At 70.0% G+C, this 12,727-nt stretch carries 11 protein-coding genes; 4 read left to right on the top strand and 7 right to left on the bottom strand.

Annotation, left to right across the window (positions count from 1 at the left end):
* Positions 1-28 precede the first annotated feature (28 nt).
* Positions 29-940: a LysR family transcriptional regulator gene (locus AC099J_RS06755; RefSeq protein WP_479614976.1), complete on the bottom strand. Its 912-nt coding sequence runs from the start codon at positions 938-940 to the stop codon at positions 29-31.
* A gap of 181 nt (positions 941-1,121) precedes the next feature.
* Here AC099J_RS06755 and AC099J_RS06750 point away from each other — a divergent pair, with 181 nt between their 5' ends.
* Together AC099J_RS06750 and AC099J_RS06745 are read left to right on the top strand one after the other, a co-directional pair.
* On the top strand, positions 1,122-2,153 hold the full coding sequence (locus AC099J_RS06750; RefSeq protein WP_479614465.1) for a Bug family tripartite tricarboxylate transporter substrate binding protein: 1,032 nt from the start codon (positions 1,122-1,124) through the stop codon (positions 2,151-2,153).
* A gap of 66 nt (positions 2,154-2,219) precedes the next feature.
* Complete coding sequence (locus AC099J_RS06745) at positions 2,220-3,758, top strand: amidase (RefSeq protein ID WP_479614464.1); 1,539 nt, start codon at positions 2,220-2,222, stop codon at positions 3,756-3,758.
* A 156-nt stretch (positions 3,759-3,914) separates the two neighbouring features.
* Here the strand turns inward: AC099J_RS06745 and AC099J_RS06740 are convergent, their stop codons facing one another.
* Positions 3,915-5,507: a hypothetical protein gene (locus AC099J_RS06740; protein ID WP_479614463.1), complete on the bottom strand. Its 1,593-nt coding sequence runs from the start codon at positions 5,505-5,507 to the stop codon at positions 3,915-3,917.
* On the opposite strand from AC099J_RS06740, the gene AC099J_RS06735 reads away from it, so the two are divergent.
* A complete protein-coding gene (locus AC099J_RS06735) occupies positions 5,430-6,362 on the top strand; it encodes a TonB family protein (RefSeq protein ID WP_479614462.1) in 933 nt (310 codons plus the stop codon). The two genes, AC099J_RS06740 and AC099J_RS06735, sit on opposite strands and share 78 nt — an antisense overlap.
* Before the next feature lie 52 nt (positions 6,363-6,414).
* On the opposite strand, the gene AC099J_RS06730 is transcribed toward AC099J_RS06735, so the two are convergent.
* The 4 genes from AC099J_RS06730 to glmS all read right to left on the bottom strand — a co-directional run bounded on the left by AC099J_RS06730 (position 6,415) and on the right by glmS (position 11,186).
* Complete coding sequence (locus tag AC099J_RS06730; RefSeq protein ID WP_479614461.1) at positions 6,415-6,603, bottom strand: hypothetical protein; 189 nt, start codon at positions 6,601-6,603, stop codon at positions 6,415-6,417.
* Positions 6,600-8,507, bottom strand: a complete 1,908-nt coding sequence (locus tag AC099J_RS06725) for an FAD-binding monooxygenase (protein ID WP_479614460.1) — start codon at positions 8,505-8,507, stop codon at positions 6,600-6,602. The genes AC099J_RS06730 and AC099J_RS06725 overlap by 4 nt, the downstream gene beginning before the upstream one ends.
* 108 nt (positions 8,508-8,615) lie before the next feature.
* Positions 8,616-9,218 carry a PEP-CTERM sorting domain-containing protein gene (locus AC099J_RS06720; protein WP_479614459.1) on the bottom strand — a complete coding sequence of 201 codons (603 nt, stop codon included), beginning with the start codon at positions 9,216-9,218 and terminating at the stop codon, positions 8,616-8,618.
* Between the two features lie 66 nt (positions 9,219-9,284).
* On the bottom strand, positions 9,285-11,186 hold the full coding sequence (gene glmS / locus AC099J_RS06715) for a glutamine--fructose-6-phosphate transaminase (isomerizing) (protein WP_479614458.1): 1,902 nt from the start codon (positions 11,184-11,186) through the stop codon (positions 9,285-9,287).
* 135 nt (positions 11,187-11,321) lie between these two features.
* Between glmS and AC099J_RS06710 the strand changes: the two genes are divergently transcribed.
* On the top strand, positions 11,322-11,813 hold the full coding sequence (locus AC099J_RS06710) for an Lrp/AsnC family transcriptional regulator (RefSeq protein ID WP_479614457.1): 492 nt from the start codon (positions 11,322-11,324) through the stop codon (positions 11,811-11,813).
* Between the two features lie 129 nt (positions 11,814-11,942).
* Here the strand turns inward: AC099J_RS06710 and AC099J_RS06705 are convergent, their stop codons facing one another.
* Positions 11,943-12,725, bottom strand: coding sequence for a sensor histidine kinase (locus tag AC099J_RS06705; protein ID WP_479614456.1), 783 nt, complete (start codon positions 12,723-12,725; stop codon positions 11,943-11,945).
* Positions 12,726-12,727: the final 2 nt, after the last annotated feature.

Raw genomic sequence — 12,727 nt, 5'->3', positions numbered from 1 at the left:
TGCGAGCGGCGCAACGCGCGCAGGAGATTCAGAAATCACGCAGCAAGGTCTCCCGCAGATGCGCGATGAAGGCGCGCGCCGCATCGGGCAGGTGACGACCCGCCATGGTCTGCACTTCGAAATGGCGCTCGTTCATCTCGCGGTCGCGCAGCGCGATGGCCACGACCGCGCCGCTGCGCAAGTGCTGGCGCAGCGCGATCTCGCCACAGAACGTGACAGCCTGCGTGCGCGAGACGTACTGGATCAGCGGGTACAGATGGTCGCTGGTGAGCACCGCGTTCAGCGCCAGGCCCTGGCGGCTGCAGCTGATGTCCAGCAGCTGGCGCAGCGTGGACGCGCGCGCCGGCAACGCCAGCGGGTGCGCCACGACCTGCGGCAGCGACACATGCCGCTTGGCCGCCAGCGGGTGGCCCGGCGCCACCACGGCGAGGATCGGCGAGGGGTGGCGAATTTCGACGTTCAGCCCCGCCTCGGAGGCCAGGCTGACCGTCACGCCGATGTCGACCACGCCCTCGCGCACGCGGCGCGCCACCTCGCCCTGCACGCACATGTCGATCGAGAAGCGAATGCCCGGGCTGCGGGCCTGGAACTCAGCCACCAGCGCGGGCAGGAAGTCGTAGGCGAAGCCCTCGGTGGCGGCCAGCCGCACCTCGCCCTGGCGCAGGCCGCGCAGCGCGAGGATCTCGTCGCTGACGCGCTCGATGTCCAGCCACGCGCGCCGCGCATGTGCCACCAGCACCTCGCCGGCCGAGTTCAGCGCCATGCCGCGTGCGCGGCGTTCGAACAGCAGCGTGTCCAGCTCGCGTTCGAGCCGCCCGATCTGCCGGCTGACGGCCGAGGGCGCCACCTCAAGCCGCGCCGCCGCCTCGGTGATGGAGCCGGCGTGCGCCACCTCCATGAAGTAGCGCAGCGCGAGCTCCTGCAGCACGCGCTGGTTGATGGGGCGGCGCGCGCCGGTGGCCGATGCTGCGCGCGGCACGGCCGCTCTGGGGATGGCGCGGCTGGCTTTCACCACCGGCGCGCGTTGCGTTTATGGCAACGAAGCTTTATGAACATTGATCTTGCTGCATGCATGGCGCATTTCTACCATGCACACATCCGCACTCGAAAGACCCCGCACCATGACCGCATCGCGCCCGCTGTTCGACGTTAGCCGCCTGCCCCGCCACCTGGCCGGCCTGGTCCCTGCAACGCTGGCCCTGGCCGCCCTGGCGATGTCGATTGCGGCTGCACCATCGGCACATGCCCAAGCCGCCTGGCCCGCCAAGCCGCTGACGCTGGTGGTGCCGTTCCCGCCCGGTGGAAGCGCCGACACCATCGGCCGCCTGATGGCCAAACGCCTGGCGGACGAGCTGGGCCAGGCGGTGGTCATCGACAACCGGCCCGGCGCGGGCACGGCCATCGCTGCCGGCTACGTGGCCAAGGCGCCGGCCGATGGCTACACGCTGCTGATCAGCTCGGGTTCGACCTTCACGGCCAACCCGGCGATCCGCAGCAACCTGCCTTACGACCCTTTGAAAAGCTTCGACCCGGTCGCCATCGTGGCGCGCATCCCGCTGATCGTGCTGGCCAACAAGGATGTGCCGGTCCACAACGTGAAGGAGTTCGTGGCCGCCATCAAGGCCTCGCCCGACAAGTATTCGTACGCATCGTTCGGCAGCGGCACCACGTCGCATTTCACCGCCGAGATCGTGCTGGGCGCGGTCGGCGCGCGGCTGCTGCACGTGCCGTACAAGGGCAGTGGCCCGGCCATGACGGACCTGATCGGCGGGCAGGTGCCGTTCTCGGTCGACACGGTGACGGCGGCCATCCCGCAACTGAAGGCCGGCAAGGTCAAGGCCATCGGCGTGACGACCACCAAGCGTTCGTCGCAGCTGCCGAACGTGCCGACCTTCGCCGAAGCCGGCTACCCGGAAGTGAATGCCGACACCTGGCTGATGCTGGTCGCGCCCAAGGGCACGCCGCCCGCCGTGCGGCAGCAGCTGGAGCAAGCGCTGGCCAAGATCGTGGCGACACCCGATGCCAAAGTCGCCTTGCAGGCGCAGGGCGCAGAGCCGGCGTTTGCAAACGGCGCGGCGTCTGTGGCGCAGATCGAGCGTGAGCTGCCATTGATGCGCGCGGTGGCACAGCGGGCCAACATCCAGGCGGATTGAGCTAAAGCCTCGAGCCCCTCGCCACCTGCGGCAGAGGGAGCAACATCCACAAGTCAGGACAACGACATGCCCCCACCATCCGCCCTCGCCCTGGTCGAGACCTCCGCCGTCGAGCTGCGCCGCCTGATCGGCACGCGCGACATCTCGCCGGTCGAACTGCTGGAGGCGTGCATCGCGCGCATCGCGCAGACCAACCGCTTCGTCAACGCCGTCACCGCCACCTGCTACGAGCGCGCCCGTGCCGAGGCCCGCGCGGCCGAGCAGGCCGTGATGCGTGGCGAGCCGCTGGGCCTGCTGCACGGCCTGCCGCTGGGCGTGAAGGACCTGGAGCCGACCGCCGGCTTGCTCACGACCCTGGGCACGCCCAGCCTGCGTAACCACGTGCCCTCGGCCGACATCGAGCTCGTGCGCCGGCTGCGCGCAGCAGGCGCCATCGTCGTTGGCAAGACCAACGTGCCCGAGATGGGCGCTGGCGCCAACAGCCGCAACCCGGTGTGGGGCGCCACGGGCAACCCGTTCGACCCGAACCTGAACGCGGGCGGCTCGTCCGGCGGATCGGCCGCCGCACTGGCGTTGGACATGCTGCCGCTGTGCACCGGCTCGGACACCGGCGGCTCGCTGCGCATCCCGGCCGCGCTGTGCGGCGTGGTGGGCATGCGCCCTTCGCCCGGCGTGGTGCCCAGCGTGCGCAAGCCGATGGGCTTCTCGCCGATCTCTGTCGTCGGCCCGATGGGTCGCAGCGTGGCCGATGCCTGCCTGCAGCTGGCCGCGTCCGCGGGGCCGCACGCTGGCGACCCGCTCAGCTATCCGCTGGACGCGACGGCCTTTTTGCGCCCAGCGCCGCTGGACCTGTCGCGCCTGCGCGTGGCCTGGACCGAGGACTACGGCCAGTGCGATGTCGATCCCCTGGTGCGCAGCGCCATGCGCGAGCGCATCGCCGCCATCGCCCCGCTGTTCGCGGCCTGCGACGAGATGACTTTCGACCTCGGCGAAGTGCACCGCTGCTTCGACGTGCTGCGCGCCGAGGCCTTCGTCGCCGGCATGCGCGCGACCTATGAGCGCGACCCCGGCAGCCTGGGCACCAACCCGCGCGCCAATTACGAGATGGGCGTGCGCATGAGCCTGCTGGACGCCGCCTGGGCGCAGACCGAGCAGACGCGCATCGTGCAGCGCTTCCAGAAAGTGTTCGAGGGCTACGACCTGGTGCTGTCGCCCACCACGCCGCTGTCGCCCTTCCCCTGGACGCAGCCCTACGCGGCCGAGATCGATGGGCGCGCGCAAGAGAACTACTACCGCTGGCTGGCGCTGACCTACGTGACCACGCTGACGACGCACCCCTCCATCAGCCTGCCCTGCGGCACCGACGCGCGCGGCATGCCGTTCGGGCTGCAGGTGGTGGGGCCGTTCCGCGGTGATCTGCAGCTGCTGTCGGCCGCGCAGGCGATGGAGGAAGCATTCGAACGCCAACCCGCGCTGCGGCGACCGCGGCCGGATGTCTCCAAGCTGCGGCCGGCCGTGCCGGCGCTCGATTCGATCGTGACGGCGGCGCCGGACGACCGGTATGCGCACGTGCCGAACGACGCGGCGGGCGCGTCGGTGGTGTGAGCGTCTGAGCGCGTTGCTGCGCGCCCGGCTCCGCCAGATGACTGGCGCGCTGTCCGGCATCGCGGGCAGCCGTCAGCGACTACAGTCGCCGCTGCCCACATGCCCGGCGGTCTTCGCGCGGCGGCAGGCCTGCAGCACGTGTCGACCCCAGCGCATCTACCTTCTACCGATGGCCCCTGGCCGCTCCCACCCAAGCGCCCCGAGCGCGAAGGGCTGGCGCGTGGGCTGCTGCTCTCGCTGCTGGCCCATGCGCTGCTGCTCGGTGTGACCTTCGGCGGGCAGCCGGACGGGCTGCCGTGGCTGGGATTTGCGTGGCAGCAGCGCCGGGCCGAAGCGCCTGCGATCCGTGTGGTGCTCGCACCGACATCGGCACCGCCCACGGCCGCTCAGCCGATGCCGCAGCCAGGGACCGCCCAGCCAGCAGCGGGCAGGCCGGCGCCGCAACCGGAGGCAGGCATCGCCGCGCCTGCCCCGGCCGACCCGAAGCGCAGGCCCATCACGGAAGCATCCAAAGCACCCGCGTCGCCAGAGCAGACCGAGCCGGGCGTGATGGTGGTGCAGCCCTTCGCCGCACCGGAGCGCAGCGAGCCTGCCAATCCGACCAATCCGACCAAACCGACCGAGCCCACCAGACCGACAGTGGCGCCCCTGTCCAAAGAAGCCGCGCGCCAGCGCGCTGAACGCCGCGAGGCCCAGCGCGCGGAGCACCAGCGCAAGTTGGAAGCACGACAGCAAGAGGCAGCGCAGCGCCAGACTGAGCGCGCGCAGGCCGCGCGGCTGGCTGCCGCGCGCCTGGAAGCAGCTCGTGAGGAGGTAGCCCGCCTGCAAGCCGCACGGGAGGCGGCCGACAACGCGCAAGCCGAGCGGATGGCTGGGCAGCGCCAGGCATCCGAGCGCCTGGAGGCGGCCCAACAAGCCGCAGCACGCGAGGAGGCCCAACGGCAAGAGGCCGCCCGGCAGGCAGCGGCGGACGCGGCACGCATCGAGCTCGCGCGGATCGAAGCCGAACACCAGCAAAGCTTGCAGCAAGCGGCGAAACAAGAAGCTGCGCGCCAGGACGCAGCACGCGAAGCGGCCGCGCGCATCCTGGCGACGGAGCAGGAGGCAGAGCAGCAGGCTGTGCTGCGCCAGTCCATCGCACAGCGCGAGGCGTCGGCCCGCCAGGCCACGCAACGCGCAGAGGCTGCCGCACGCGAAGCCGACCGCGAGGCGATCGCGCAACGTGCTCAGGCTCAGGCTCAGGCTCAGGCTCAGGCTCAGGCTCAGGCTCAGGCTCAGGCTCAGGCTCAGGCTCAAGCTCAAGCTCAAGCTCAAGCTCAACAGGAAGCTGCACGACAAGCCGTCGATGCCGCGCGCCTGGAAGCGGACCGGGCCGAAACCGCCCGCCTGCAGGCAGAGCGCGAGGAAGCGGGGCGGCAAGTGGCCGCACGCCAACACGCAGAGCGCCAGGAGGCTGCGCGCGCCGACGCCGCGCGCCTGGAGGCTGAACGCCTGGAGGCTGAACGCCTGGAGGTCGAACGGCTGGAGGCTGCCCGTCAAGCGGCCGCACGGCAAGACGCAGCACGCCGCGAAGCGGAACGCGCCGAGCAGGCTCGACTGCAAGCCGAGCGCGAAGAAATCGCGAAGCGACAGACCGCGAAGCAAGAGACTGCGCTGCAAGATGCAGCCCGGTTGGAAGCCGCTCGCAACGAAGCCGCACAAGTCGACGCCGCCCGGCGCGAGGCCGAGCGCCAGGAGGTCGAACGGCAAGCTGCGGCGCAACGTGAAACCACCCGACAGGAGACAGAGCGCGCCACACAGGCCGAGGCTGTCCGCCTGGAAGCCGCGCAAACCGCGCAGGCCGCACAGGCCGCACAGGCCGCACAAGCCGAGGCGGCCCGCCAGGACGCTGAACGCCAGGCTGCCGCACAACAGGCCGCCCGGCAGCAAGCCGCCGCTCAGGCCGAGGCAAGCCGCCAGGAAGCCGCCCGCCGGGCAGCGGTCCAGGCCGAGGCGGGCCGCCAGCAGGCGGCCGGCACCGACGCCACCCGGCAAGCCGCCGCGCAGCAGGCCACAGCCCCCGCCGACGCTGCGCGTGACGAAGCCGACCGCGCAGCCGCCGCCAAGCGCGAAGCCGCGCTCGCCTACGAGCAAGCACGCGAAGAGCGCCTGCGCGCCATCGGCCGCCAGTTGAACGAGGAAGCCGACCGGCGCGCCGCCGCCGAGGCCGCCGCACGCGCAGCCCCCGACGACCGCCCCTCCTCATGGAGCAGCACCCGCCGCGGTCGCATTTACGGCCGCAGCGACGCCAATGCGGAACTCGCCTTCTACGCCCAGGCCTGGAGCCGCAAGATCGAGCTCAACATGACCTTCAGCGCCGTCAGCGAAGTGGTCAAGCAGCGCCACACCGCGCCGGTCGTGACCGTGGCCGTACGCAGCGACGGCTCGGTGGAGTCGATCAGCTTCGTGCGCTCCAGCGGGGTCCCCGCCGTCGACGACGCGGTGCGGCGCGTGGTGCAGGGCCAGGCCAACTACCCGGCGTTCTCGCCTGCCCTGGCCCGCGAATTCGATGTCATCGAGATCCGGCGCACCTGGCACTTCGACATGGCGATACGGTTGTATTGAGACGGGTGTGCGGGTCTGCCGATGTACCGGACCCTGCATGCCGGCTTGTGCCTCACCCCAGCACCTGCTTGCGCCGCGCATCCAGCCGGGTCTGCAGTTCACGGTGCACCGACTCGGCCGCGTGGTAGGCGCCGGTGCGCCGTGCCTGCGCCTTGGCGGGCACGGTCCCGTCGTCGGCCGGGGCCATCCTGAATCTGCCACCGGCCACCACTGCGGCCTTGGCCGGAAGTTTCTTCTTCATCCAGCGCGGTCCCGCAAGAACCCGGCAAAGAAGGCCGCCAACTCCTCGTGCGCGTCGAGCGGCAGCACATGCGCCACGTACTGGTCCGGCCGCACGATCACCATCGCCCCGAGTGCCCGGTCAATGCCGCGCAGCACGAAGATGTCCGGCCCGTTCTTCAGGTCGGGGCAGAACACCTTCTGGTAGTCGATCAACCCGAAGCGGCCCTTGCGCGGCAGCAGCAGCGCGGGCAGCTGGCCGACGTCAAGATCACGGTGGTGCTGCTGGAACACGGCGCGCACGTCGATCACGGAATCGATCTCGCCATCCTGAGGCGTGAAGCGGCGAATGGGTGATGCCGGCGACGTGGACAGAAACTCCGCCAGCGCCCGCAGCCGCTCGGCCCCCGCATCCGCAAACGCGTAGAGGCGCCACGCGGCGTCGGCCCGGGCGACGTGGCCCAGGTGCATCGGCTTGGCATCGGCGAGGCAGACGACCGGCGCGGAATGAAAGCGCATGCCGATCGTGAAGCCGCGCGCCAGGTGCTGGTGCGTGGGCGCAGCCGTCAGCACCGTCTCGCTCGGATAGCGCGTGGCGACGCCTGCCGTGTAACGACCGGACTTGACGAAGTAGGCCTGCAGCTCGGCCGGGTCGACGCCGCCTAGTTCGGGGCGGTCCGGGTCCTTGGGTGGCGAGGCCATGATCTTGGACCACTGCTTGTCGAAGTCGATCAGGCCCTGCGCGATCGTGTGGCGCTCTTTGCTGTAGGTGCGCAGCAGCTCCGGGCCGGCGCGGCCTTCGAGCACGGCCACCAGCTTCCAGCCGAGGTTGAAGGCGTCCTGCATCGACACGTTCATGCCCTGCCCGGCCTTGGCGCTGTGCGTGTGGCAGGCGTCGCCGGCGATGAACACGCGCGGCAGCCGCGTTGCGGCGTGCTCGGGCCGCACGTCGTCGAAGCGGTCGGTCACGCGCTGGCCCACCTCGTAGACCGAGGACCAGGCCACGTCGCGCACCTCCAGCGTGTAGGGGTGCAGCACGCGCTGCGCGATGGCGATGATCTGCTCGGCGGTGTGCGCGCGCACGGCGGCGCGGTTGTGCGGGTCGACCTCGCCCAGGTCGACATACAGGCGCACCAGGTAGCCGCCCTCGCGCGGGATCAAGAGGATGTTGCCCTTGTCGGCCGACTGGATCGCCGCCTTGAGCCGAATGTCCGGGAAATCGGTGACGGCCAGCATGTCGACCACGCCCCAGGCGTGGTTGGCGAAGTCGCCGCGCAGCTCGGCACCGATGGCCTGGCGCACGTTGCTGCGGGCGCCGTCGCAGCCGACGACGTACTTGGCGCGCACGGTGCTGGTGGCGCCAGTGGCGACGTGGCGCAGCGTGACCAGGACCGGGTGCTCGCCCTCGGCATCGACCTGCGCGTCCACGAATTCCACGCCGTAGTCGGGCACCAGCCGCGTGGGCGCGCGGAGCATGTAGTCCAGCAGGTATTGCTGCATGCGCGCCTGGTTGACGATGACGTGCGGGAACTCGGACAGCCCATCCTCCGTGTCCTGCACGCGCCCGGTGCGCACGATGCGCGAGCGGTCGTCGGGCGAGGGCCGCCAGAACGCGGTCTCGTTGACCCAATACGCTTCGCGCGTGAGCCGCGCGCTCATGCCGAAGGCCTCGAACATCTCCACCGTGCGGCAGGCCACGCCATCGGCCTGGCCGAGCAGCAGTGGGCCGTCGCGCCGCTCGACCAGACGCGTGCGGATGCCGGGGAAGGTCGAAAGCTGCGCCGCCAGCACAGTGCCGGCAGGGCCGCTGCCGACGATGAGCACGTCGACGGTGTCAGGCATGGGGGTGGCGGGCTCGGCCGCACCGGGCGCGGCGGCGAGGATGTCGGGGTCGCCGGGGCTGTAGCCGTTCAGGTAGAACTGCATGAAGTCTCCTCTTTGTTTGGAGACGCTATTGGAGCGCTTTGCAGCGCGGATGGCGAGCCCGGAGCGAAGACATCGATGCGGGATGCGGGGCGCGCCGCGCAGCGTGTGTCAGCCCTGCGCGCGGCGACGCCAGAGCGCGACGCCGACCAGGCCCAGGCCGAACAGCGCCCAGCTCGCCGGCTCGGGCACCGCAGCCGCGACGGCTTCATGGCGAGTCGCGTAGCCGGGCGTCATCGCGATGAAGTAATGCGCATCGCCACGAAAGACGTTGCCGCCCAGATCGGCTGCTGACCACGGCTGGTCGATGGGATAGGGCCCGAGATTGAACTCGGGATTCAACGCCGCCACCAGCCGGTACACGTCGCTGCTGCCGGGCACAGCGGCGCCGAACAGGAACGTGATGGTGTTCAGGGCGCCACTGCCGTCGGCCGCGCGGTCGATGACGATCGTGCCCCCCGAGCCGCGCAACGTGGGGAAGCTGAAATCCACCTCGCGCAGGCCGATCAGGTCATACGCGAGGATGCTGTCGGCGTACACCTCCCGGTTGGCTGATGGGTCGGAGTCCGCCACGCCCGCTTCATGCTGGATCTGGCCGGAGGCCCACCGAAAGCCCCAGCTGAACGCGTAGACGCCCGCGTGCGCGGGCGCCGTGGTCAACATGGCGACGCCGGCAAGTGCCAGCGCGGCCATGCGTGAAGTGATGGTGGTCATGGTGATCTCCAGCCCATGGGGTGGCCGGAAATCTACCGCAGGACGTGCTTTGCTGGAAACTGCCCGTCACTCCACCGTCACGCTCTTGGCGAGGTTTCTGGGCTTGTCCACATCCGTCCCGCGCGCACACGCCGTGTGATACGCCAGCAACTGCAGCGGCACCACATGCAGCAGCGGCGACAGCTCGCCATAGTGCTCGGGCATGCGAATCACGTGGATGCCTTCTGCACTCTCGATGCGTGAATCGCCATCGGCCAGCACATACAAGACGCCCCCGCGTGCGCGCACTTCCTGCATGTTGCTCTTGAGCTTTTCCAGCAGCGCGTCGTTCGGCGCCACGGTCACCACCGGCATGGCGCTGGTCACCAGGGCCAGCGGGCCGTGCTTGAGTTCACCGGCGGCATACGCCTCGGCGTGGATGTAGGTGATCTCTTTCAGCTTGAGCGCGCCCTCCAGCGCCACCGGGAAGTGCAGGCCCCGGCCCAGGAACAGCGCGTTCTCCATCTTCGCGAAGTCTTCGGCCCAGTTGATGATCTGCGGCTCCAGCGCCAGCACCGCCTGCAGCGCCACGGGCAGGTGGCGCATGGCCTTCAGGTGGCGTGCTTCCTCGGCATCGGTCAACCGGCCGTTGGCCTGGGCCAGCGCCAGCGTCAGCAGGAACAGGCCGGCCAGCTGCGTGGTGAACGCCTTGGTCGAGGCCACGCCGATCTCTACCCCAGCGCGCGTGATGTAGGCCAGCTTGCATTCGCGCACCATGGCGCTGGTGGCCACGTTGCAGACGGTCAGCGTGTGCTCCATGCCCAGGCTTTGCGCGTGGCGCAGCGCGGCCAGCGTGTCGGCGGTTTCGCCGCTCTGGCTGATGGTGACGACCAGCGTGCGCGGGTCGGGCACGGAATCGCGGTAGCGGTATTCGCTGGCGATCTCCACCTGCGTCGGGATCTTGGCGATGCCTTCCAGCCAGTACTTGGCGGTGCAGCCGCTGTAGTAGCTGGTGCCGCAGGCCAGGATCAGCACGCGGTCGATGTCCTTGAACACGCGCGCCGCGCTGGCACTGCGGCCCTGCTCGTCCGGCTGGCCGTCGAACAGCTCGGGCACGATGCCGGCCAAGCCTTCCAGGGTGTCCGCGATCGCGCGCGGCTGCTCGAAGATCTCCTTCTGCATGTAGTGGCGGTACGGGCCCAGCTCGGCGGCGCCGCTGTGGGCGTGCACGGTCTTCACGGGCCGCGTCACGGCCTTGTGCGCCTTGTCGACGATCCAGTACTTGCCCAGTTGCAGGTCGACCACGTCGCCCTCGGCCAGGTAGACGATCTGGTCGGTCACGCCGGCCAGGGCCATGGCGTCGCTGGCGAGGAAGTGCTCGCCCCCGTCCTTGCCCACGCCCAGGATCAGCGGCGAGCCGGCGCGTGCACCCACCACGCGGTGTGGCTCGTCCTTGCTGAACACGGCGATCGCATAGGCGCCATGCAGCTGCGGGATGGCGGCCTTGACGGCCTCGAACAGGTCACCGTCATACAGGCTGTCGACCAGGTGGGCGATGACCTCGGTGTCGGTCTGGCTGGTGAAAACGTAGCCCTTGGCCCGCAATGCGGCGCGCAGTTCGTCGTGGTTTTCGATGATGCCGTTGTGCACCAGCGCGATGCGGCCCGGGCGCTCACCCGCGTCCGCGCCGGTGCCGTGGCTGAAGTGCGGGTGCGCGTTGTGCACGGCGGGCGCGCCGTGCGTGGCCCAGCGCGTATGCGCGATGCCGGTGCCGCCGGCAATCTTGTCGTGCGCCACCTGGGCCACCAGCTCGGCCACGCGGGCCGTGCTGCGCGCGCGCTGCAAGGCGGCGCCGGGCGAGGCACCCAGGCTGCCGGCATGGATCGCCACGCCACAGCTGTCATAGCCGCGGTATTCCAGCCGCTGCAGGCCCTGGACCAGGATGGGAACGATGTTCCGCTTCGAAACTGCACCAACAATGCCGCACATAAAGATCTCCGTCTGAACGAGTGGGCGCGATCGTAGGCGAGTGCTGGAAACATTTTTGGTCAATATTTCACATTCGACAGAACAAAATTTCACCGCAAGATCGACGTGGTTTTATATTCCAAATACTATTGAAAGATGGAATCATTGGAACTAGACGCCATCGATCTGCGGCTGTTGGATGCGTTGCAGCGCGACGCTGCGCAAAGCAACCTGGCGCTGGCAGAAGCGGTGCACGTGTCGCCGCCCACGTGCCTGCGCCGCGTCAAGCGGCTGCTGGATGCGGGCCTGGTCGAGCGGCAGGTGGCCATCCTCTCGGCTGACAAGCTGGCCCCGCTGATCGGCCACGGGCTGACGGCGCTGGTCGAGATCACGCTGGACCGGCAGGACGCCGAGCAGCTGGCCGCGTTCGAGGCGCGCGTGGTGGATGACGATGCCGTGCAGCAGTGCTACCGCGTGTCGCCCGGGCCTGACTTCTGCCTGATCGTGCATGCGCGCGACATGCCGGGCTACCTGGCGCTGGCCGAGCGCCTGTTCACCAGCGATGCCAATGTGCGCAACGTGAAGGCGTTCTTCAGCGTGAAGCGGGCCAAGTTCCAGACGCTGCTGCCGTTGACGGAAGTCTCATGAACCTGCGCCAGTTGCGCTACTTCTGCGCTCTGGTCGACAGCGGATCGCTGGCCAAGGCGGCCGAGCGGCTGTTTGAAGGGCCTGGTCAAGCTGACGGGCGCGACGCTGGACTGAAGTCAGGGGCCCGGTTCAAGCTGCCCCACCAGCCGCAGGCAGCACCATCCACACCGTGCACCCCTGCCCCGCGACCGCCTCGGCGCGCACGCTGCCGCCGTGGCGCCGGGCGACCTGCTGCGCCAGCGCCAGCCCGGTACCCAGGCCTTCAAAGCGGGCGCCGTGCAGCCGCGCGAACGGCTGGAACAAACGGGCCGCCTGCGCCGTGTCGAACCCCACACCGTTGTCGCGCACGTAGAGCTGCACGCCACCGCCCTCGGTGGCTTCGGCTCCGACCTCGATACGCGCCGCCGCCGCCGGCCGTGTGAACTTGACGGCATTGCCCATCAGTGCGGCCAGTGCCTGGCGCAACTGGGCCGCATCGCCCGGCACGCTCGGCAGGTCGGGCGCGACCTGCCAGGCAATGGTGCGCGCGAGGTCGGCAGCCGACAACGCCGCCTCGGTCGCACGGCGCGCTTCGCCGATCAGCATGGCGCCTGGCGTGATGACCGGCTGCAGCGGCGACTGCGCCAGCTGGGCCAGTTCCACCACCGCATCGAGCATGTCGCCCAGCTGGCGCGACGAGCGCTCGAGCGTGCCCAGGGCAGGAGCTGTGTCCTCACCGCCGGCCAGCATCTCACGCACCAAGCCGCTGTACGCCAGCACATGGCGCAGCGGCGCGCGCAGGTCGTGCGAGACCATGCGCACGAAACCTTCGGCGTCCTGCCGCGCGACGGCCAGCTCGGCTTCGCATGCGGCCAGGCGTGTGCGCAGTGCCGCCAGCTCGTCGGTGCCGGCGGGCGGCGGGGGCGCGCCCACGC

The sequence above is a fragment of the Rhodoferax sp. RT4P68 genome, assembly GCF_056521305.1.
This window is presented reverse-complemented; position numbering and strand designations above follow the sequence as displayed.

Coding starts and splice junctions, on each gene's coding strand:
- AC099J_RS06750 (WP_479614465.1), top strand. CDS start 1,122: ATGACCGCATCGCGCCCGCTGTTCGACGTTAGCCGCCTGCCCCGCCAC.
- AC099J_RS06730 (WP_479614461.1), bottom strand. CDS start 6,603: ATGAAGAAGAAACTTCCGGCCAAGGCCGCAGTGGTGGCCGGTGGCAGA.
- AC099J_RS06745 (WP_479614464.1), top strand. CDS start 2,220: ATGCCCCCACCATCCGCCCTCGCCCTGGTCGAGACCTCCGCCGTCGAG.
- AC099J_RS06720 (WP_479614459.1), bottom strand. CDS start 9,218: ATGACCACCATCACTTCACGCATGGCCGCGCTGGCACTTGCCGGCGTC.
- glmS (WP_479614458.1), bottom strand. CDS start 11,186: ATGTGCGGCATTGTTGGTGCAGTTTCGAAGCGGAACATCGTTCCCATC.
- AC099J_RS06725 (WP_479614460.1), bottom strand. CDS start 8,507: ATGCAGTTCTACCTGAACGGCTACAGCCCCGGCGACCCCGACATCCTC.
- AC099J_RS06710 (WP_479614457.1), top strand. CDS start 11,322: ATGGAATCATTGGAACTAGACGCCATCGATCTGCGGCTGTTGGATGCG.